The organism is Halobacteriovorax sp. XZX-3, from assembly GCF_043196495.1.
In the GTDB taxonomy this organism is placed as follows: Bacteria; Bdellovibrionota; Bacteriovoracia; order Bacteriovoracales; family Bacteriovoracaceae; genus Halobacteriovorax_A.
Genome location: NZ_JBEBMO010000002.1, coordinates 720,163 through 744,206, shown reverse-complemented (window position 1 = coordinate 744,206; position 24,044 = coordinate 720,163). Strand labels below are relative to the sequence as shown.

The window sequence follows — 24,044 nt, the reverse complement described above, 5'->3', positions numbered from 1 at the left end:
GTCTTTAGACAATATTAGTCTATAAAAACATACACATGGAGTGATTATGAAAAAGAACATTGCACTTGCAATCTTTATGCTAGGGCTGGGACTTTCAAACGCGCAAGCAGAAGAAAAGAAAACAACTACTGATAAAAAGGATATCGATGAAGAGATTACAAATGCTCGTATGAGAGCTGAATCTGGATCGAAATCTCCACTGAGCATGAGTCTCTCACTTGGTTACAATGGTGGATCTCTTGATGACCCATTTGGTAAAGAAAGACCAAATATTTATGCTGACCCAGAAAACGAAACTGAAACATCGATGAGTGGATCAATCTCTGGTCGTTATAGACTTTCTAAGAATGATTCTATTACAGTTGGTGCTGGTTACTCAGTTCTAACACCATTTCACCACGCTAAAGGTGACATTTCTAACCCATACATTGGTTACTCTCGTGTTTACACAATCGCAGGTATCCAAACAATTACATCAGCAGATTTAACTTTTGGTACAAAAGATTCATACAAGAATCAAAATCTAGATCAAATTCTAGGTGTATCTCAGTATATGATGAAAAAATTTGGAGACTCAGGTTGGACTCTTGGTGCAAGTGTTTCAGCAAGCTTTTACTTCTCTGGTGGTCTAGCTGACTCTAAGTACAGAGCTGACTTTCAAGCAAAAACAGGACAACCATTCTTAAAAGACTACCAGACAGAAATGGCAATTGGTCTTTACCCTCAACTTGAATACGTATTCAATGATACTTTCTCATTCAGAACAGTATTTGGTTACTTTAACTACCAAAAATCAAGAGGAAAAGATGCAAAACTTCTTAGAGCTTACGAATACCAATCAGTTGGTGTAGGTATCTCTGTTACTCGTGATATTTACCTTTACCCAAATATCCAATTCCTTGCTGATGACTTCGACAAAGACAAAACAAACTTCGGTTTCTCAGCAACAATTAACTTATTCTAAATTAAAGTTAATATACGGGCCCGGTTATCCGGGCCTTTTTTTTTGCTTAAATTCCAAAATCTCTCTATAATTTTAGTATGGATGTTTTTAAAGGTTTAAAGAATACACATACTGAAATCAAACGAATCAATGGCTACCTCAAAGAAGTTGTTACATTCTTAGATGATACCGGTAAGCCAATTGGTCATGTTATCAATCCACTAATGGTTGAATTAAGACTACGTGATGTCTCACAAATTTTTGTAGGGGCCTTTCTTGTGGCCTCACCATTGTGTTTTACTGAAGAAGTATGGAATCTTAGTGTAAGTTTGAAGTTTGATAATATCTATTATCTACTAGCATCTTCAATTGTTATTGTTACTTGCTTTGTCTACTTTAACTTCTACCGATTTAAGCTTAAGGGAAATGTCGCAGAGTTTATTAAGAGAATTTTTGCGATTTACTTAATCACAACTTCCAGTGTTGTATTCATTCTATTTTTGATTGATAAATTTCCCGTAATGACCGATCCAATTCTAGCTTTTAAACGCACAGTAATTATTGCATTCCCAAGCATCTTTGGAGCGGCCATCACAGATTATTTGAAGTAATTAGAACTTAGTATCTTTTTGTCCACAGTGTGGCATATTTGATGCATATGGATTGTGAACTTTATCCTGTTTAGAAGAATTTTGTACCCACTTCTTCTTAACCATAGGACATGAGTAAGCATTATACTTCTCACCTACATCATATGTATTAATGATATGAATTAGTGCCATTGAAACTAAGTGGTAACTTTGATTGTTTTCAGCAGTTGTTTTTGAAGCTTGAATTTCAGAAAGCTTTGTTTTTGAAAAAGTTAGAAGCTTCTTAATTTTCTCATCACTAATCTTATCAATTGCTGTTGAAAGCTTCTTTGCAGCTTCCTCAACTTTTGCCCCATCGTATTCAAAGAAGCTTGCATGAAGTGTTTCATTTAATTCGAGAACTTTAACAACTTCTTTTTTTGTGTTTGGTGCCATCTCAATACGGCCAGCAGCAAATAAATTAAAAGCAATCATACTTACAATAATAAATTTATTCATGTGTTTCTCCTTTAAGGTTCTTTTGTTCAAAATATGAATATGTAATAGGAACAACAAATAATGTAATTAACTCAACAAGCATCCCTCCAAGCGTAGGAATGGCCATCGGCTTCATAACTTCGCTTCCTGTACTTGTCGACCACATAATAGGAACTAAGGCCACGACAGTCGTTGTCGTTGTCATAACAAGAGGTCTAATACGTCTAGAACCTGCATTGACGATTACTTCCTTAAGCTCACTCCAATTTCTTGGTTTAATTGTTTTAAACTCTTCTTGCAGATAGGTCATCATAACGACACCATCATCGACAGCAATACCAAATAAGGCAATAAAACCAACCCAAACGGCAACAGACGTATTAAAGCCTCCAATCCAAAGCAGAATTAGACCACCTGCAAATGCGATTGGAACGGCACTAAAAACAATTGCAGCATTACGTAGATTTTTAATCCCAAAATAAATAATGATTAAATTTATAACAAGCGCTAGAGGAACAAGAAGCATCAGTCGATTATTAGATCGTACCTGATTTTCATATTGTCCGGCCCAAACTAAAGAATATCCTTTAGGGAGTTCTACCTTTTCTTCTACTGCCTTCTTAGCTTCTTCTACAAATCCGATAAGATCTCTTTCTTGCACATTTAAAAGTACAAGTGAGCGCAGCATCCCATCTTCGGACTGGATCATCGCTGGTCCCGTTACAACTTCAATTTTTGCAAGTTGCTCTAAAGGAATATGTTGTCCAAGTGGACTAGGGACAAGAACTTTCTTTAATTCATCAATACGATCTCTTAGCTCTTTCTTATAACGTACGCGAATTGGAAAGCGTTGTCTGCCATCGTAGAATTGCCCGATCGTCATACCGCCGACTGCAGTTTGAAGAATTTTATTTATCGTTCCAGTATTAATCCCATAGCGACTTGCGGCCACACGATCAATATCAAATTCAATATAAGGTTTACCTGTGATCTGTTGTGCATAGACCCCACTTGCACCTTTGATGCCCTCAAGAACATGGCCAATCTCTTGTCCAATCTTTTCAAGCTTTTCGAGGTTATCCCCAAAGATTTTCACACCAATTTGTGTTTTAATACCAGTAGAAATCATGGCGATTCTATTCTCAATTGGAAATAGCCACGCGTTTACAAGTCCAGGAACCTGTAACTGTTGATCAAGCTCTGCCATAATATCGTAAATCGAAGTTCCACTTGGCCACTGATCTTGAGGAATAAGTTTTACAACTGTTTCAAACATTGCAACAGGAGCAGGATCAAGAGCGGTTTCGGCACGCCCTAGTTTTCCAATCGCACTCGCAACAAGAGGATGCTTAACTAGCTCCTTGTCTGTATAGGCCAAAAGCTCTCGTGCCTTTGTCATCCCAACATCGGCAGTAGTTACAGGCATATAAAGAATTTCCCCCTCATTAAGTGATGGCATAAACTCTTTACCAAGTTGAGAATATGCAATTCCTCCGAGGATGAAAATTAGAGTTGGGAAAATTGCAAAGAACTTTCGATTATCAAGTAGCCAGCTTAAAACAGGTTGATATGTGTTAACAATTTTTAAACTAACTGGATTCTTTTCAATTGGTTTTAGCCTACCTTTTAAGAAGTAAACACTTAGGGCAGGGACAAGTATGATAGCAACAACAACGGAACCAAACATTGCCAGTGTCTTTGCCCATGCAAGAGGTCCAAAAAGCTTTCCTTCACTTCCCTCTAATCCAAAAACAGGAAGGAAAGTAACAATTGTCGTAGCAACCGCTGTTAAGATTGCTGGTCCAACCTCACGGGCCGCCTTAATAATAATATTAATTCGTTCTGATTTAGTTAGATCTCGATCTTCACTTGCAAGACTTGAATAGATATTTTCAGTCATGATAATACCCATATCCACCATTGAACCAATAGCAATAACAAGCCCAGACAAACTCATAACATTTGAATCGATACCAATAAATTTCATGAGAATGAAACTAATTCCAACACCAAATGGAAGAGTTAAAGAAACAAGAATTGAAGATTTAAAGTGTAGTAAAAATAATAAAATTACAATAACAGTAATAAAAATCTCTTGTGCAAGAGCTGAATATACTGTGCCAATCGTTCTCTCTATTACTTCTGTTCGATCATAGAATGGGCTAAAAACAACGCCTTTTGGAAGTCCGGCCTTAACAATTTCAATTTTCTCTTTTACATTATCAATGACTTCTTTTGGATTTTCACCAAATCGCATGGTAACGATTCCACCAACGGCTTCCGTACCATTTTTATCGAGAGCACCACGACGAAAAGCAGGACCTGTACCAACACTTGCCATGTCTTTAATTCGAATAGGAGACTTATTCTTTACAGCAACGACAACATTTTCAATATCAGTAAGGGACTTGAAGAATCCTTTACCACGAACAATAAATTCACGATCACCATCTTCAATAACTTCTGCTCCAACATCAATATTACTATCTTGAATAGCTTGAATAATAGATGTCAGATGAATGTCATAGGCAATAAGTTTATTAGGATCAACATCGATTTGATACTCTTTAACAAATCCACCAATACTTGCGACTTCACTTACTCCCTCCACACTTTGAAGAAGATAACGAACATAGAAGTCTTGTAATGTTCTCAACTCTTCTAATGACAATGGCTTATCATTATCTGAAGCGTTCTCGAGTGTATACATATAAACTTGCCCAAGACCTGTCGCATCCGGTCCCATTGCAGGATTTACGCCTTCAGGTAGTTCATTCTTTGCACTTGTAAGTTTTTCTAAAACACGAGATCTCGACCAGTAAAAGTCAACATCATCATTAAAAATGACATAAATCGTAGAGAAACCGAATGCAGATGTACCGCGAATATTTTTAACACCAGGAATCCCTTGTAAGAGAACACTTAATGGATAAGTAATTTGTTCTTCAATATCCTTAGGTGATCTTCCGGCCCAATTTGTGAAAACAATTTGCTGATTTTCTCCAATATCTGGAATTGCATCAATTCGTGCTGTCGATAAGCTAAAGACAGAAAGTAGTGCAACCAAGATAAAGATTAGTACTACTGTGACACGATTTCGAATAGATAATTCAATTATATTCTTAATCATTAGTATGCCCTTGATGAGGATCAGATGTACTCATATCCTCATATCCACCAAAAAGTTGTGCTTGAGCATCAAGAAGGAAGTTTCCTTCGATAACAACTTGATCCCCATCTTTAAGTCCCTCTTTAACCTCAACATAGCCTTCTGACTCATGCCCCGTTTTAATAACGACAGACTTAAACTCTTTATCACTAACCTTTACCCATGCAACTTTTCTCTTTCCAGTATCAATAACAGCAGATCGTGGGATTACGAGAGGCATTCCCTCTAATTCGAAAGTAATTTGAGCATTTGCAACCATACCAGGTTTTAGCTTCCCTTCCTCATTTTGAATCGTAGCGCGAACCTTTAATGTTCGAGACTGCAGATCGAGTACAGGGCTAATAAAATCCACTTCACCCTTTGTCGTCTTTCCAGGTATTGCAATGAATTCTAATTCAACAGTTTGGCCTAATTGTACTAGCGCTGAATCCTGTTCATAGACATCGAGTTCGACCCATACATCACTTAGGTTTGAAAGTTCAAAGAAGTTTTGCCCTTCTTTAAAATATGTACCAACAGTGGCATTTCTTTTTCGTACAACTCCTGTTGCAGGAGAATAGATTGTAATTTTATTTGGAACAGCGCCAGACTTTGCCCATGCTTCATATTGTTCTTTTTTAATTCCCCATAACTCAAGTCTTTCCTGACTTTGTATATAAAGGTCACGAAACTCACGTCCTTTATTTGTTAAGTACGTCCTACGAGCAAGAATATACTCTTCTCCAGCAGAAATTAATTTTGGACTGTAGATATCAACCACTGGATCGCCTGTCTTAACAAAGCTTCCTGTTGATTTCACATAAACTTTCTCAACACGGCCATCGATTCTTGCCGGTATATTACTTTCTTTTTCTTCTGATTGGAGTACTTGACCTAGAAGTCTAATTTTCTTAGTCATCTTCATTGTCGTTACAGGAAAGTAAGAAGGTGCAAAATGCTTAAGTTGAGACTTTCTAAGTTTCACACTTGCCACAACTTTAGAGGCACTCTCTTTTTGTGTATTTACTTTTATCATTGGAGATCCATCCATAGGACAGATATCTTCTTTTTCACTTGTTACATCAGGAAAATCCTTACAACGCCACATCTCCTTTTGTGGTTCATTTTGTATCATGGCAGAATGGTCATGATCATCTTCAACTTCAACTTTAGTTAAGTTCATATGACAGATGGGACACTTTCCAGGCTTGTCTTCCTTAATCTGTGGGTGCATTGAGCATGTATAATAAGTTTTAACCTTAGATTCACTTTGTGTACTAGTTTCCTCTTTCGGCGAGCAAGCAACAAATCCAAGAAGTGTTGTAAATGTAATAATTGTAAGTAATTTATTCATAGAGAGACTCTCCAAGAGTATATTTATAATCAACTTTAGAAGTTGCAAGTTGTGCTTCTAACATCACTTTTTTTAATAAAATTGTTTGCAATCGCAATTCACTCTGCAAAAGCTCTACATATGAGCTATTGCCACGACCGTAAGATTTTGAAGTGATTGATCGAGAGTTTTTAGCGAAGTTTACAGACTTCTTAGTAATAATTTGTAACTCCGCTTTTAATTTCTCAATATCATCTTTAATAATATTTAAATCACGATTCTTCTTAAGCTTATAATCTTCCAATTTCTTGATTGCAGCATAGCGATTTGCGACAGCTGCACCTTTTCCACCACTTTTGTCATCTGAAACCGGAATAGGAAATGTTATTTGTGCTCCAACGAAGTCACCATTCTTATCAATTTCATCTGAACGAAATGTATAACCTAAAGAGACTGTAATATCTGGAATATAAGCTAGATTAGCTTGTTCAACAGCAAACTCTCCTGCGATCTTTCCTTCTTCGAGGGCCTTAAGACGATTATCTTTTATATCCTCTTTCATAGACTTATCTAATAAATTCCAAGGAACACTTTTGTAATCAAAGCTAGTAGCACGATCTCCAAGCAAGTATTTGAGTTGGGCCTTGTTCTGCCTTAACTCGAAAGTCTTATTACTTAGCTCACTTTCAATTTCTGATTTTCTAATCTGAATATCAAGTAGTGCCTGCTGAGTAATGCGGCCATTTGAATAGAGCTTCTTACTAACCTTTAAAATATTATTAATCCAAGCTAGGTTTTCTTTTAAAATATATAACTCGCTTTCAATTTTTCGATTCCCAATAACATTTCCCCACAACGCTTTCACTAGAGCTTGCTCATAATCAAGTGCAGAAAAATTCATGGCCCTTGCTTGAGCATTCATACTTTCAGATGTTTTGCCGTACTTGTTGGAAAGAGCAATCTTCTGAGAAATACCTAGCTCTAGGCCAGTCATTGGAGTTTGGTTGTAATCGAGAGTCTCCACCGGAAAGTTCTTGGCAGCAACCTTAAACATTGGGTCCCCCCAAGAACTTTTTTGTTTTGAAGACTCAACAAGAGATTTAGCACTTCCCTTAATGGCCTCAACACTGTTGTGATTAGCTAGTTCTCCAACGGCTTGCTTAAAGCTGAAGGCCATGGTGCTAGTAGAAATACAAATGATTAAAGCAGACTTAAACATAATAAAACCTATGACTTTGCTGATTTTTTTAGAAGTTCCATGATCTCACTGATTTTTTCTTCAGAATCCTTTTCAGAACCTGATTTGATGGCCTTCATAACACAACTATTTAAATGCGATTCTAGAATCACATGTTCTAACCCCTTTAGAGCACTTCTTATGGATTTAATCTGAGTAAGAATATCAACACAATATTTACCATCTTCAATCATGTTCTTAATTCCACGAACTTGACCTTCAATACGATTAACTCTAGTTAATGTTGATTTGTGGTCTGGGTGCTTACTCATATTAATTTCCTTATTCTTAAACTATTTGAAACAACAGAAATACTACTTAGTCCCATTGCAACACTTGCAAGTACTGGAGGCATTGTCGGGCCACCGAAGATAACAAGCACACCAGCGGCAATTGGAATTAGTAGAGTATTATAAATCATTGATAAGAAGAGATTTTGCTTGATGATCTTCATCGTTCCTTTAGCAAGTTCAATGAATTCTACGGCCTTAACAATATCACCTTTCACAATAGTTACATCAGATGCACTAATTGCGACATCAGTTCCAGTTCCCATCGCCATTGAAAGGTCGGCCTTTGCTAGTGCTGGAGCATCATTAATCCCATCACCAATCATAGCAACTTTTCGTCCTTCCTTCTGTAAACGCTCAATCTGAGTCGCTTTACCAAGAGGAAGTGCTCTAGCGATAAAGTGATCAATTCCTACTTCTTCACTAACACTCTTAGCAACAATCTCATTATCACCAGTTATCATCCAAGTTTCAATACCAAGCGATTTGAAATGCTCAATCGCTTCTTTAGCACTTGGCTTGATTTCATCACCAACAATTAGAGTTGCCACATGTTCTTTGTTTCTAGCAACAAAAATGAAGCTTCCAATTTTTTTAGATTCTAAATCAATATCTCTTTTAACACGTAAGTCATCTAATAATGATTCATTTCCAATATGATATTCAATGTCATCAATTTCAGCGATAATTCCCTTACCTTTAATTACCTCAAAGCTATCAGGCTCACTTAATTCGATACCTTTTTCTTTTGCGAAATTTAGAACAGCTTTAGCAAGTGGGTGCTCAGAAAATTGCTCAATAGAAGCCAAGTGTTTAAGAGTTGTCATCTCATCACTTCCATCTTTGAAAATAGCATCTACGACACTTGGGCGCCCAAAAGTAATTGTTCCTGTTTTATCAAAAATTACAGTATCAATTTCGACGGCCTTTTCAATAACTTCACCGCCTCCAATAAGCAGGCCTTTTAAAGAAGCTCTACCAGTTGAGACAACGACAGCAGTTGGTGTAGCCAATCCAAGTGCACAAGGACAAGCAATAACAAGTACCGCAATAAAGTTAGAGATTGAATTCCCCCATCTTGGCTCTCCTCCATAGAAGTACCAAGCAAGGAAGGTAACAATTGCAATAACAATAACGACAGGAGTGAAGACCCCACTAATCTTATCTGCATATTTTTGAATATTTGGTTTAGAAGACTGCGCCTCTTCAACGAACTTTATGATTTGAGAAAGGAAAGTATCGCTTCCAACTTTTGTCGCTTTATAATCAATAACGTGGTCACCATTGATTGTTCCTGCAAAAACCTGCTCCCCTTCTCCTTTCTTAACAGGTAAAGGTTCACCTGAAATCATTGATTCATCAATTGCACTAGAGCCTTTTATGATTTTCCCATCAACCGCAAATTTCTCACCTGGGCGAACTCTTAGAGTATCACTGACTTGAACTTCACTAATTGCAACCTCTACAAAGGACTCACCTCTTAGAACAGTCGCTTTCTTAGCAGATAATTTAAAAAGGTCATTTAAGGCTTCTTTCGTTTTCTTCTTTGCCCTTTCTTCAAAATACTGGCCAAGAAAAACGAATGAAATAATAAAGCCCACCGCTTCAAAATAAACTCTTGTCGTTAGTCCTAGCTCAAGACTTAGATCTGTAAATAAGGTAACAAAGACACTGTAAAGAAATGCAGCAGTTGTACCCAGTCCAATAAGAGTATTCATATTAGAGCGGCCACTTTTTAGAAATTGTAATAAAGAGCGCTGGAATTTTAAACCAATCCATGCCCAAATAGGTGTCGTTAGAATTAGCTGAACATACCAGTTAGCTTTTTTCGTAGGCCAACCTTTTAGCGGTCCCATTTCGAACATGAAGACTGCAACAGCAAGACTGATTCCGATAATAAATTTATGAAAGTTATCTTTTTCAATTGATTTTACAGGTATACTTTCATTAATAGTCTCATCTTCATTTTCATCTTGAATTATGTAACCAAGTTCAACAATTTTCTTTTCAATATTATCTAAGACGGCCTTATCTTCAAATTCAAAGTGACCACTTTCAATTGCATAATTTACACTTGAAAGTTTAACTCCATCAATTTTTGAAACTTCACTTTCAATAGAAGCTGCACAACTTGCACAGCTCATACCTGAAATTTTTAAGTTTACACTATTTTGTGTTTCCACCCAATCTCCTAAGCCTCAAGTTTTTTCATGCTTGATACAGGAAATCCAATTTCCCCAAGCATTGACTTGATTTGCATATTTGAAAAACCTTGCTCTCCACTAACAAGAACTTCCTGGTTTTCGATATCAACATTTATATTTGTCACTCCTGTAAGCTCCTTTAGTTGCTTTTCAACCTTACCTACACATCCCCCACACTTAATTCCACTGACAACAAATTTAACTGTTTTCACTTCATCTCTCCTCTCTAAGAATAACTAAAACCATATACCCCTATAGGGTATATTGAAATAATACGCTCCTCCTAAAAATAAAGCAATTAAAGATTGGTTAATTGACATAGAAATGACAAAGGCCCTAAGAAAAGGGCCCTAAGTGACTGAATTAATTTATATCTAAATAGTTATTTCTGACTCGGTAAATTGGGCCCAACAAAACGATCATCATTGTAAACCATATCAACACTTGAAGGGCCTCGTAATTCTTCAACGGTTTTATGGGCCAATAATGCTACGATCATCTAATCTGGTTTCATTTGATTAAAAATATGTCCAATAATTGATTTTCTAAGCTTGTCATCATCTTCACAACAAATAAGCTCTCTAATACTAGGTCCTGCTACTTCATTCGACTTTACCTCTATCACTGTTTCCTCTTGTATGGGGCCGACAAATTCTTGTCCAAACTCCTGAACTTCAAGACAGCGAACTTGTGCAACTTCACCACAGCGAAGTAAATTATCCAATTGCGAGTCCTGTGCGAAACTAATTGACGAATATGCCAGTGCAAAATAGAGAATACCGAATTTAATCAAGATCATGCTTCCTCCTGGCCAACGTACAACATTCAAGTTAGCAAGATGATCAATAATGTATATTGTAACCTTCTTTTGAAAATCAATAAGATAAGATTCTAAGCTGTTGAAATCTCGATACTAACGTTAACATGTTAACAATAATTTTTGACTAGTTTTTCGGGCAAAGAGGCATGTCAGGATCTTTCTGACAGAGGTAGGCCTTGAGAATCTCATTCTCTTCTTTTAGAGTTTCAACTTGCTCTTCTAACGATGCTACTCGACGAGAAATCCCTTCTTGCATAAGATTTAGCATACGCTTATTTTCTTCAATCTGACTTTGCTGCTCTTTTGTCGCATTAATAAGGGCCAAGAAGATTGGATCGTTATCAACTGTTAGGTAATCATCAGTTGTCGTTCTAACTGCTTCAGGAATCACTTTTTGAATCTCTTGTGCAATAAAACCAGAGTGCTCCCTTTCGTTTAAAATTCCAAGAGCGTTATCTTCTTTGTAACGATACTTTATTGTATCAATACCCATAATAGCATCTAGGCCGTAGCTAAACTCACCAGTGATATCTTTTAAGCGTGCATCAGAGTATGTGGCCCAAGAACCACCACCTGGTTTTGCAGCCGTTCCGTTAACAACAAGTCTTTCTCCGGCTTCGGCCAATTGAACACTTGCAGACGTACCAATTGCAACCCCACGATAGTGAGTGCTATCACCAACATCTGGTTGAAGATGAAGTGTTGAAAAGTAGCCGCCATACGTGTCCGTTGTAGTATGTCTAGCGAGGATCCACGCCCTTCTTCCGTTTAAATCGCCATTAGTCCCGATCTCAACGGCGTTATTACTATTAGAAAATTTCGCAACAATATTACCTTGGGCAATACTAGTTGGATATGAAGCAGTATTGTCTCCTGCATGAGCATGCATCGTGGCCGCAGGGTTTGTCGTTCCCACTCCTAGCTTTCTTGACGAGCTTAGAGTCATTGCATAGATATCATCAAACTGAGAAGTTGCATCTTTTGAACCATCATCATCTGTATCAAAAGTAAAGTAGAGCTTTCCTTCATCAAGTCCAAGCCTAAAGTCATCTGCATTAACCGAATTATCTTCAAGAACAAGTCCTGGCCTATAGGCAAAAATTCTAACATCTGATGTATTATTGGCAGCAGTAGCATCTTCAAAAAGCGCCATTGAACTTCCATTATCAGAAACTCGTCTTACTTCAAATTTTGAACTTGGTGTCACTGTTCCGACTCCAACATTTGCAGATTCACTTATATAGAAATCTGGATCAGCATCGCCAAAAGTTGCAGTATTGGCCTTAAGTCCCAGTCCTTTACTTTGACCTGATTGAATAAGTCCTGCACCATTTCCACCATTAAGACTTACATCAAGTCCCATATATAAACCTTGATTATTATCTCTTACAGAAATAAATTTATCATTTAAGCTACCATCTCCAAAAAGTGCAACATTACCGTTAGTTCCAACATCTAGAGTTGTACGTGGTATCGTTTTTCCAATCCCAACATTACCAATTACAGGATTTAAAAGAAGGTCGTGAACTGCTGCCCCTGAAGATTGAGTTTGGATAATCTTCTTTCCGGCAGAATCGATATAAACATCAAGATATTCATCATTTGTCCCATCACTATTCTTATCAGCGATTAGTCGAATACCTTCATAATTATCAGCGACTCCACTTTGCTGAATTGAAAGACGTGCAGAAGGAGCAGTCGTTCCCATTCCAATCTTTCCTGATGCATGATCCACAACAAGACTCTTACTACCCGCGAGATCTTCTTTTTGCCCCGTAAAAATTTTCACATTTCTAAGGTTTGAATTTGCTCTAATTTTAAAATTAGCAAGTGGAAGGCCTCCTGTATCAACTGCACCACTGGCCTTAGTGAAAGCGCCATTAGGCTTAGTAATTTTCCAAGTGATGATATTATTAGTAATATTCACATGGCCTTTTAAGCCCTTCTGTCCAGAGACATAAGTGTGACTAACATTTCCAAGCACTGTAGAAACACCTGCAATTGTCTTTCTAACCGTCTGCTCATTATCACCTTCATGTGAAACACGGTAATAGTTATTACTATCTAAACCAAATTGAAATGGATCAGCCCCTGTACTGTCAAAGTCAAATGTAATATTGATTCCTGTGGCCGTTGCACCAGCGGAAAAATCGTAAGCAGTATCACTCCACTCACTTGCAGCAACAAGAAACATTGGATCAATTGATTGAACACTAGTTCCCTTAATTGTTCCCACGACATCAAGGGCAGTTATTGGTGATGAAGTTCCAATCCCTACTTTCCCACTTCTTTCAAATGTCATAATATGGTTATCAACAGTATCATCATTAGTTCCATAACGCATTTGTAGAGAGTGAACAGGAGTTGAGGTTGATTCAAGTTTATAGAATGAATCGGCTTCAAATGCACCTAGGTGCATAAGATTCTGTGTTCCACTATTTGTACGAGGTGCCCCAACTTGTACAGAAGGAGTTGCTGTACCACCAGTGTTTGCAGGACCTAAGATACTCTTACCATTGACATGAAGTTTTTCACTCGGAGTAGCTGTTCCGATACCTACATTACCTGAGTTATCAACTGTCATCTTAGTTGTGCCACCAGTTTGAAAATTGATCACTCCTGTTCCATTGACATCAGTATCAGCAGAGATTGTATTATCTGCAATATTAGAAGATGATGACGAGTTAACCCCAGTTAGACTTGAACCATCCCCTATAAAAGCTGTTGCTTTTACATTACCGCTAACTTCCAGTTTTTCACTTGGAGTCGTTGTTCCAAGACCGAGATTACCTGCTTTTGTATAATAAAGACTTCCACGAATTCGAGAGTACTCTTTAACATTTAAAACGGCTGTTAAGTCAACATCGTCTTCATTGATAAACTTAAAGGCATCAGCATCTGCTTGTGATCGAAAGCCTTGAAAACCAATATTATTAGCATGAAATGTACTATCCGCATCGTAGCGTAGTGCCCACCATGTCTCACCTTTATAAGTAATTTCAGCTAGAGCAATTTTTGCATCAACGCGATAAGCGTTTGTGATCTCTCCTACATCTGTATAAACAGATGATGTATCAATCACAACATCAACAAAGTAAGGACGAGGGATGGCCGTGGCACTTCCACGATGTCCGTAGATGCGTCCATAGACCTTGTCTTCACTAGATGACTTAGCAAGTAAGAAGTAAGAAAGATTAGTATAATCGTAATTAGCGTAAGTGACCTGCTCACTTGTATAAAAACCAGAAAACTCAGCATCACCATCAACTGATAATTTTGCAGTTGGTGCCGTTATACCAATTCCGACATTTCCTGTTTCATCAATTGTCATTCTCGTAATATTATTTGTTCTTAGTCCGTACTTATGATTAGTCATGGCCCCTGAGAAGGCTTCTCCTGCGATACTTGTTCCCATTGCAAATTCAATATCATTTGCTACATCTCGACCACCGTAGAATGCTCCACCACTTCCTTGAACCATAACCATTCGATCGGCCGCAATACCAACTGTTGCAGAAGCTTCAGGAGTAATCCCAGGCTCTTGAAATAAAGCGATAAAATCATTTCCGTCGACTGCATCATCAGCAACAACATGAAGTTTTCTTGTAGGACTTGCCGTCCCAATACCTACATTACCACCAGTGTATGAAATATCACTTCCACTAGTCGCCCACTGAGTCGCGCGATCATCAACATAAGTCTTTATCGAACTAACCGATGGAGCTTGTCCTGTTTCTGTACCGGCCATTGAATTGATAACAAGATTTGAGTTTGCTGCAATCGAAGTTGAATGTGCATTTAATTGACCTTGAACTTTTCCAAATGCTTCTAAGATAGTATCTGTAGCTGTAACACTTGAAGCAGCTCCTGTTGTATATCCAGTCAAGGCAACATCAAGTGCAGGGTTATAATTAATGATTGAATCCGAAAGCTTATCACCTGCTCCAACTTGAGCAATCTTGCCATTTGTTGTCCCCACATCAACCGCAAGAGTTCCAGTTGAAGTAATAGTTCCACCAGTTAGACCTGTTCCACCAACAACAGAAGTTACAGTTCCGCCACTTCCAGTAGGCCACGATGTTCGACAATCACCACCGATACAAAGTTCTGTCCCTTTTACTCTACCAACAACTTCAAGCATTTCAGATGGGTTTGTAGTCCCAATACCCACATTACCGTTACTACTTATTCGCATGACTTCATCACTAGCAGTGATACCGTTGCTCAAAATAATACCACTCGTATCAAGTTTTATTCGGCGGGAGTTATCCCCAAGCTTGATATAGCCTTCATTAGTGCTACTGGTAATACCTCCGACCTCAAGTCCATTAATTCTTGCGTGGGCATAGCCCGTTGAATTAGAAGCAGAAAAGGGAACATAATTGCCCGAAGAATTATAAGTAATGGCCCCTGAAGAGTTAAGACCACCAGCGGTAATTACACCATTAACAGTGAGCGGGCTTATTGGCGAAGTTGTTCCAATACCAACTTGTCCGCTATCAAAGTAGATATCACTTGCTGAATTTGTCCACTGAGATTGATTAACACCAGCAATTTCAGTTGTGACATAATTTTTCATGGCATCCACTGAAGCAGCTTGCCCAGTCTCATTACCTGCCGTCGAGTTAATAACTAGAGTTGAATTTCCAGCAATCGAAGTTGCGTGAGCATCAAGTTGCCCCTGAACTTTAGCAAATGCCTGTAAGATTGTATCTGTTGCCACGACACTTGAAGCAGCTCCTGTTAAATATCCAGTCAAGGCAACATCAAGAGCAGGATTATAATTAATGATTGAATCCGCTAGCTTATCCCCTGCTCCAACTTGAGCAATCTTGCCATTTGTTGTTCCCACATCAACAGCAAGAGTTCCTGAAGAAGTAATCGTTCCACCAGTAAGTCCTGTGCCACCAGTTACAGATGTAACTGTTCCAGCATTTCCAGTTGGCCAAGCTGTACGACAGTCGGCCCCAATACAAACTCCTGTTGCTTTGATATTGCCATCAACATCTAATTTTTGTGTTGGCGCTAAAACACCTATACCTACTCGCCCAGCATTTGTTACTGCTAAACTTTCAATTTGAGTTGCATCCACATCACTTACAATTCTTAGTGAGTGATAGGCATTATTAACACCTTCGTTTGCAATGAGAAGACCCGACATATTAGAAAGATTTGTAAGACTTGAAATATCAGCATCAGTTGCACCAAAGCGCATGACACTTAAGTCATTGGCAGAACCCACAACATGTAATGGACCCATCGGAGTATTTGTTCCAACACCAACATAGCCAGTGTTAAAATAAATATCCAGTCCAGAATCTGTCCACTGCGAAGAAGTGATCCCTCCAGTCTGTGAAGTCACATAAGTTTTAACAGCATTTACAGATGGAGCAATTGTTGTTTGCACCCCACTCATATCATCGATCACTTTTGCATCAGCGAGATTCGTGGCCGTTGTATCAACATAAGTTTTAATAATATTTTCAGTGGCAACCGCACCAGTCGTTCCAAGTGGGCCAGCACTATTAACAGTCAAACCAACATCACCTGGAGTTGCCCCGGCCTTGTTAATCTTTGACCAAGAAATCGCTGCGTTCGTATTGATATCAGCATCCACAATTAAGTTATCTTGAATATCACTTGCCGTTGTTGAAGGTGGTGTTGTTGTACCACTAGTAACACGTCCATAGTCGTCAACAGTAACTGAATAATATGTATCCCCTGTCACAACAGTTGGAAGACCAATCACTCCAGCATTATTAACAAGAGTAGAATCAACACTTACAGAAGCAGTTTGATCCACACACACAAATTCATTTAAATTATTAATTGAAACAACTTGTCCATCTGAACACGTACTTTTGAAATCAACGCTATCAGGTGTGATAGCATCATTTGCAATTGTCTCAGCAAGAGCTGCGTGATTGGCGTAAACTGAAATTGGAGTCGCTAGAATATTTTGAGAGTCATAGACAACAGGGTTTGCAATATCAGTAATGTCTGTGACTTGAATAACGAGAGTTTCAGAAGGTGGAATAGCATCAATCACTGCAGCAATACCTGTAAAGTCTAACTCAACAGTATAAATACCATTTGAAAGAGCAACAGCGTTGATTGTCTGAGTTCCCCTATTACTACCAGGAGAGCCAGAGTAATAGAGATCAAATTTAAGATCAGGAGTTCCTGTAACCGGTGTGCCATTTGTTAATACAAGGCGGCCAGAGTAACCAAGCTTAGTCGTCGATGCAATAGCACTTAGGTTTAAGAATACCCCTAAACAAATTGCTAAAATAAATGTTAATTTTCGACTAACGTGCAACCAAGTTCCCCTGTTAATACAGTGGCTTATCGTCAGTATAAGATGGTTTGATAAAGATAGATAATTAAATGTCATTTAGCGGACTTATCTGCCGGTCTAATTTCTAAGTACCTAAAATTTGCCACGAATATGGGCCTAGAGAATAAGAATTATTGTCTACAGAAAGGCGCTTCAGGGTCTTTTGAACATAAGTAGTCTTTAAGCATCTTATTTTCGGCCTTAATTTCAGCATTTTCTTCTTTAAGGCTTGCGATTTCACGACTATTTTCATCTACTTTTGTTTCAATTCCACTACTCATGAAATTAAACATCTTCTTATTGTCCTCAATCATATGATTCAGATCTTGAAGAGCATTGATAATGTACGGAGTAAACTCTCCTTGATTAAGAGTTAGATACTCTCCATCCTCTCTTTGTGTATCAACAGTTACCGCATGAGGAATTGCCTCTTGAACTTCCTGTGCAATAAATCCGTAATTTATCTTTTCACTTTCATCCGCATTCCAAACATAAGTGCGTGGACGAAGCTTCATAATCGTTTCAATCCCACCATTAAAATCTTCAATGTCGTGCTTAAGTCTTCTATCTGATGAACATGAGAAAGTTGCAGAGCCACCGGCCTTAGAGCATACCGATCCAGTACCTGCAAAAGTTGCGATTCGTCCATCTGCATAATTAATGGCGTATCCATTATTCCCACTATCACAAGCTCCTTCACAACCTGCTCCAACCCAACCAGTTGCACCGATCGCTCCAGTGACATGAAGAGCATTTGCAGGGGCCGTCATTCCAATCCCAACACTTCCATCCCAAATGAATGTATTGGTATTTAGATCCATATAACCAGAAACTTTATCTGCATCTGTTTCAACAAAAGTTATCTGAGCATCAGACTCAATACTCATAGCATTATCATATGGAAGAGATGGCCCTAATCCGGTTTTCGACTGTTGTCCCAACAGATGTGGGTAGATTGCATACTTATCAGTTGTTGAAGTTAGATTATATCCAAGAGCATAATCAGAAGCCGTTGATATATTTCCGGCAGCAACATTTATAGCATTAGTATGTATAGCGTTTTGTGAAAATGTTGTAACGTTTGTGACATCTGTATCATAGACAAGTCTTAATTGCTCTACTCCTGTAGCATTATATGCATAACCAGTAAAAGTTGCGTTATACATCGTCGAGTTATCAGGAATAGCAAGAGCAACATACTTCACGCCACTATAAGTAACATAAGCAAGATAAGTGTATTCACCATAGTTGATAATATTTCCTCGACAGCTATCATAAGCACAGGCCGTATTAACTTGTGCTGAAACTTTTCGATTCCATGCAGCCGTTCCACCTCGCCTTAAATTAATTTCACCATTTACATAGTGCTCGTCTAAGAGAGCTCCATCATAGGCACGGTGAAGTAGAATATAATTTACACCAGTCGAGTTTTCAGTTTGTGAGTAACCATCAATCTTACGATTAACATGATAGTGTTTACCATTTTCATAAACGTGTAGGCGCGATGATGGAGTACTTGTCCCAATCCCAACATTCGCCGTTTGGCGACTAATGCTGATAGCATTTACATCACTTGATGTTAAAAGGTCGGCCGTATCATGAACACCAATATGAAGATAGTCTGGCCCCGTTCCATCATAGTGAATATATCCACCTTGGAATGTATTATTAGGCTCAGCAAAACGAATACGACCGCCTTCAAATTGATTACTTACATCTCCAGCAAGAGTTAGTGTTGGCCCATTAGTGACATCATCAGCTCCACGTACCGTAAGTTTTGAAATAGGCTCAGATGAACCGATACCAACCTTACCATCATTTGCAATGATCATTCTTGTTTGCTCTGATAGAGAACCGTTCGTTACAGTTTTAAAATCGAGATCAGTCCCTCTAGTCGTTGGGCTCCAGTCCTCTGATGCTCGCCCTGAAATTCCGGCCAGCGCAGTTGTCGCCCAATTTGTGCCATCAAATCCAGTAAAAGATATTCGTCCCACTTCATGATTCTCTAATGGAGCTGTCTCTGCACCAATAGTCCCCTTAGCTCCACGTAGGAGTAAGTGAGAAGGATTACCTGAAACGCGGTCAAAGAAGATAGGCTCTGTTCCGAATGTATGAATTTGACCTTGAGGAGTATTCGTCCCGATACCTACTCGCCCAGTGTTATAATAAATATCACTTCCCGAAGTCGACCATTGAGTAGCTCTCGCATCAACATAATTCTTCATGGCACTTACTGAAGCGGCTTGAGTTGTTTCACTACCTGCAGTTGAGTTAACAACGGCCGCAGTTTGAGCACGAGAGTCAGTGAAAAATAAATTAGTACCTTCACTTACTTGCGTAGTCGTCATGCCTGTAAGCTGTGAACCATCCATTGCAGGTATTCGTCCTGTGCCATCAAGACGAACAAGCTCGTTTGCACCATTTGAAGTTGTGATTTCATTTTCATTTGCAAATACACTCGATAGACATTTCCCTCCGTCAATACAGATATCGTTATCAACAGTGATCGCTCCATCGTTTGCAATAGCAAGACCTGTTCCCCCGCCACTTCCAACTAATTTATAAGTTGTCAGATCAATATTTTTAGAAGCTACATGGCTTCCCATATTATCAGAGCCACCAAGTTTTATAACTCTTAGTGATCCATCTGTAACAGAACCATCACTTAAACTGAATCGTCCTTCAATATAGTCAGTTGATCCATTCATTGAAACAATTCCAGAAGCTGTCTTATCGGCATTTCCAGAATTTGTAGATCTCGTCCAAGATGCAATGATATTAGAGCCATTCTTCGTAGCTAAAGCGTAGTGATGTCCACCAGTCGTCATTCCATTTGCAATACTTTGAATGACAACAAGATAATTCCCCGCCTGCTTAGGAACAAAGCGGTCTGTTGTTAAATCGAATTCACCATTTATATCAACATGTTTAGTCGTATAGTTTAAAACTCCACTACCACTATGTGTACCACCAGAGAAAGATACATGAACAAAGCTTTCTGCATCTCCAGCACCACTTAAATTCACTCCAAGACTATTCCAAGTTGAGCCTTGATAAATATAAAGACTTTGAATATCAGTATCGTAAACGACAAGACCTTCGGCCGGTGATGCAATGGCATTTCTTTGAACAGATGTCATACGTGGTGGTAAGAAACCTTTTGTAGTAGAAGATACATCAAGTGCAGCTGATGCATCAGGAGTTGTCCCAATACCAAACGAAGTAAAGAAGTTATCTCCAAGATTAAGAGGGTCAAAACAGTAGAAGCTCCCAAGACCATTAGTTCTTAATACTTCTCCATTTGCACAACTTGAAGCAAGACCAGCAAGTTGCGTATCAGTGATGGCCTCAGCTGGAATAGAAAATGTTGTTCCCGTTAAATCAAGACCTGCGCCTGCAGTATAAGTTGTATTCGTATCAGTATCTGTATCAATATCAGTAACACATGATAGGCTTGTTCCATTAGATTTTAAAACTTCTCCAACTCCACATGTTGGAAGAGTTGTTTTGGCAAAGGCCGAAACACTAGGATCAGTTTCGACAGAAGTTGGAAGACGCCCACTTCCGTCAAGTTGTGGAATTTGACTTGCACTTGTTCCCACATCCACGGCCAATGTTCCAGATGTTGTTATTGTTCCACCAGTAAGACCAGCTCCGGCAGTAACTGATGTTACTGTACCAGCTCCAGTTCCTGCTGTTGAGAGACAATTACCTCCATCAATACAAATATCGCTTGAAACTGTAACATTACCAGAGGCATCAATTGTAATCCCTTCTGCATCTCCATCACCTGAGAGGTAATTAGAACCAAGAAGTAAGTTTTGTGTCAGAATGTGATTACCTAAATTATCACTTCCTCCCCCTGCACCAGAAGTTCCACCACTAATCTTTACCCCTGAAAAATTCCAGTCTTGTCGACTTGAACTTGTTAGAGTCTGCGTTGTACTAACTGTATGATAGGCCCTGATATCAACGACATCACCAGCATTAAGTTTTATGATACGTGATGTAGATTGACGTCCAGAATCCGCACTACCATGTCTTTGGTCAAAGTGAACAGGAGAACCATTTACATAAATACCAACATATTCATTACTACTTCCTGCTGCACCACCAGTTGGGTAGACATTAGCTGAAAATGCATAGATCCCAGCTTCAGGCGCTGTAAATAGACCTGTTGATGGATCATAACTATTACTTGCATCGTAAAGTTCAGTCGTATACTTTACAGTAGTCGCAGAAGCATAAGGAATGCTCAAACTAGAGACTCCATAAGCTTCGAATTCATGAGAACCAGCTTCATTTAAGTTCTTAGCGACAGGTGTTCCACTATTGTTAGCACAGATCTTATAATTGTCGACACTACTGTCATACCAGATCATCCCAACATTTGTGCTGTCACAAGTTTGACCATTTAAAGAATTTGCGCGAATTGGCCCTATAGAATCAATATTAGTTGAAGGATTTCCATTTTGAACACCAATAAAACCGTTTGGTTTTAAAACTAGCCCAGTTGTCGAGCTTCCATCCGAATCATAGAAATTATAGAAGATTGAGTTTTGTTGGTTATCAACTCTACCGTCTCCACCAGCAAAGATATGCCAATTCTTATTTCCCAATGTATTTGGAGTTGTTCCAAGTGTCATGAGATTAATTGCAACATTATCATCTCTTTCTGCATCTTCTGATGAAATAGTAAAACGTGGAAAACCTCCACTTGTAACTTCTAAAGTTGTCGATGGATCGTTAGTTCCAATACCGACTGAACCACCGTTATAATATATTTTACTGCCATTTGTTCCCCACTGAGTTGCACGAGCGTCAACATAGGTTTTAATAGAATTAACAGAAGGCGCTTTATCAGTTTCACTACCAGCTGTTGAATTTACAACTAATGTAGAGTTTGCAGTAATTGATGTTGCGTGAGCATTTAGTTGGGCCTGGACTTTTCCAAAGGCCTGCAGAATTGTATCAGTTGCAAGAACGGTAGAAGCGGCTCCAGTTGAAAAACCAGTTAAGGCAACATCAAGGGCCGGGTTATAATTGATAATTGAATCAGCTAACTTATCTCCTACTCCAACCTGAGCAATCTTGCCATTCGTTGTCCCAACATCAACCGCAAGAGTTCCAGAAGAAGTGATTGTTCCACCAGTAAGACCAGCTCCTCCAGTTACTGACGTTACAGTTCCTGCATTTCCTGTTGGCCAAGAAGTTCGACAGTCAGCTCCAATACAAAGCCCTGTCCCCTTCACATTACCTGCAACTTCTAACTTCTCTGTCGGATTAAGAACACCGACACCAACTCGCCCAGCATTTGTTACTGCAAGACTTTCAATATCTGCTCCATCAATATCACTTACAATTCTAAAGCTGTGATAGCTATTTGAAATTCCCTCAGAGGCTATGAGAAGACCTGCCATATTAGCATAATCTGTAATAGCGGCCACATCTGCGTCGGTGGCACCAAAGCGCATTGTATTAACATCATTTGCTGTTCCAACAACATGCAGCGGTCCTGTTGGAGAATTTGTTCCAATACCAACATGTCCAGTATTAAAGTAAATATCGAGTCCTGAATCCGTCCATTGAGATGATGTAATAGCACTAGTTTGGGCCGTTACATAATTTTTTACTGAATCAACTGAAGGTGCAATTGTTGTCTGCACACCACTCATATCATTAATAACTTTCGCATCTGCAATAGCTGTGGCCGTTGCATCAACATAGCTCTTAACAACATTCTCTGTTGCAACAGCAGTAGTTGTCCCTAGAGGTCCTGCACTATTAATAGTTAGGCCTACATCACCAGGAGTTGCTCCAGTCTTATCGATCTTTGTCCAAGAAATTCCAGCGTTTGTATTGATATCAGCATCAACAATTAAGTTGTCCTGAATATCATTTGCCGTTGTTGAAGGCGGTGTTGTATTACCACTCTTCACACGTCCCTGCGCATCCACAACAACAGAATAGTAAGTAGTATTATCAGTCACAAGGCTTGGTAAGCCTATCACTCCCGCATTGTTAACAAGCGTTGAATCAACAGCGACAGCGGCCGTTTGATCCACGCACTCAAGTTCATTTGATGCGTTTACTGAAACCACCTGACCAGGAGAGCAAGTAGCTGCGATAACTAAATTATTCGAAAGAGCAGCATGATTAGCATATACCGAAATTGGAGTTGCTAGTACATTTTGAAAATCATAAACAACAGGATTACCAACATCAGTTATGTCTGTTACTTGTATGACTAAAGATTCTCCTGAAGGGATACCATCAATCACCCCAGCAATGCCAGCAAAGTCTAACTCGACAGTGTAGATACCATTGGAAAGAGCAACGGCGTTGATTGTCTCAGTTCCCCTACTTACTCCAGTAGAGCCAGAGTAATAGAGGTCAAATTTTAAATTAGGAGTTCCTGTTACTGGTGTTCCGTTTGCTAGAACTAGTCGGCCTGAGTAGCCAAGCTTAGTTGTGGATGCAATTACGCTATGACTTAAGAATAGACTTAAGAAAAGAAATAAAAAGAATGTTAAATTTCTACTAACGTACAACTAACTTCCTCTGTTAATACAGTGGCATATCGACATTTTAGATCAATTGATAAAATGAAAGAAATTTAATGACTTAGAGAGGAAGAATCTTCACAGTCTTAAGAAAGCCGCCAA

The 24,044-nt window shown here is 38.8% G+C and carries 12 protein-coding genes; 2 read left to right on the top strand and 10 right to left on the bottom strand.

Translation table 11 applies throughout. The features are described from left to right. Nucleotides 1-46 precede the first annotated feature (46 nt). Nucleotides 47-964 (top strand): hypothetical protein, encoded by a 918-nt coding sequence (locus ABMA70_RS14055; RefSeq protein ID WP_392992608.1) that lies wholly within the window; start codon nt 47-49, stop codon nt 962-964. A 77-nt stretch (nt 965-1,041) separates the two neighbouring features. Continuing rightward, nucleotides 1,042-1,554 (top strand): DUF2391 family protein, encoded by a 513-nt coding sequence (locus tag ABMA70_RS14050; protein WP_103218149.1) that lies wholly within the window; start codon nt 1,042-1,044, stop codon nt 1,552-1,554. On the opposite strand, the gene ABMA70_RS14045 is transcribed toward ABMA70_RS14050, so the two are convergent. From ABMA70_RS14045 to ABMA70_RS14000, 10 genes are all read right to left on the bottom strand, one after another. Next, nucleotides 1,555-2,031, bottom strand: coding sequence for a hypothetical protein (locus ABMA70_RS14045; RefSeq protein ID WP_392992611.1), 477 nt, complete (start codon nt 2,029-2,031; stop codon nt 1,555-1,557). Then, nucleotides 2,024-5,140, bottom strand: coding sequence for an efflux RND transporter permease subunit (locus tag ABMA70_RS14040; protein WP_392992613.1), 3,117 nt, complete (start codon nt 5,138-5,140; stop codon nt 2,024-2,026). Before ABMA70_RS14040 ends, ABMA70_RS14045 begins: the two co-directional genes overlap by 8 nt. Beyond that, nucleotides 5,133-6,512: an efflux RND transporter periplasmic adaptor subunit gene (locus tag ABMA70_RS14035; RefSeq protein ID WP_392992616.1), complete on the bottom strand. Its 1,380-nt coding sequence runs from the start codon at nt 6,510-6,512 to the stop codon at nt 5,133-5,135. Before ABMA70_RS14035 ends, ABMA70_RS14040 begins: the two co-directional genes overlap by 8 nt. After that, the gene (locus tag ABMA70_RS14030; RefSeq protein WP_392992617.1) at nt 6,505-7,710 is read right to left on the bottom strand and encodes a TolC family protein; all 1,206 of its coding nucleotides are present in this window, start codon (nt 7,708-7,710) and stop codon (nt 6,505-6,507) included. The genes ABMA70_RS14035 and ABMA70_RS14030 overlap by 8 nt, the downstream gene beginning before the upstream one ends. An 8-nt stretch (nt 7,711-7,718) precedes the next feature. After that, nucleotides 7,719-8,000, bottom strand: coding sequence for a metal-sensitive transcriptional regulator (locus tag ABMA70_RS14025; RefSeq protein ID WP_103218154.1), 282 nt, complete (start codon nt 7,998-8,000; stop codon nt 7,719-7,721). Further along, nucleotides 7,997-10,201, bottom strand: coding sequence for a heavy metal translocating P-type ATPase (locus ABMA70_RS14020; protein WP_392992619.1), 2,205 nt, complete (start codon nt 10,199-10,201; stop codon nt 7,997-7,999). Before ABMA70_RS14020 ends, ABMA70_RS14025 begins: the two co-directional genes overlap by 4 nt. Nucleotides 10,202-10,209: 8 nt before the next feature. Beyond that, nucleotides 10,210-10,434 carry a heavy-metal-associated domain-containing protein gene (locus tag ABMA70_RS14015; RefSeq protein ID WP_392992621.1) on the bottom strand — a complete coding sequence of 75 codons (225 nt, stop codon included), beginning with the start codon at nt 10,432-10,434 and terminating at the stop codon, nt 10,210-10,212. A 287-nt stretch (nt 10,435-10,721) separates the two neighbouring features. Beyond that, nucleotides 10,722-11,021 carry a hypothetical protein gene (locus ABMA70_RS14010; protein ID WP_392992624.1) on the bottom strand — a complete coding sequence of 100 codons (300 nt, stop codon included), beginning with the start codon at nt 11,019-11,021 and terminating at the stop codon, nt 10,722-10,724. Between the two features lie 145 nt (nt 11,022-11,166). Continuing rightward, a complete protein-coding gene (locus tag ABMA70_RS14005; protein ID WP_392992625.1) occupies nt 11,167-17,361 on the bottom strand; it encodes a tail fiber domain-containing protein in 6,195 nt (2,064 codons plus the stop codon). A gap of 149 nt (nt 17,362-17,510) precedes the next feature. After that, on the bottom strand, nt 17,511-23,930 hold the full coding sequence (locus ABMA70_RS14000) for a tail fiber domain-containing protein (RefSeq protein ID WP_392992627.1): 6,420 nt from the start codon (nt 23,928-23,930) through the stop codon (nt 17,511-17,513). Nucleotides 23,931-24,044 lie beyond the last annotated feature (114 nt).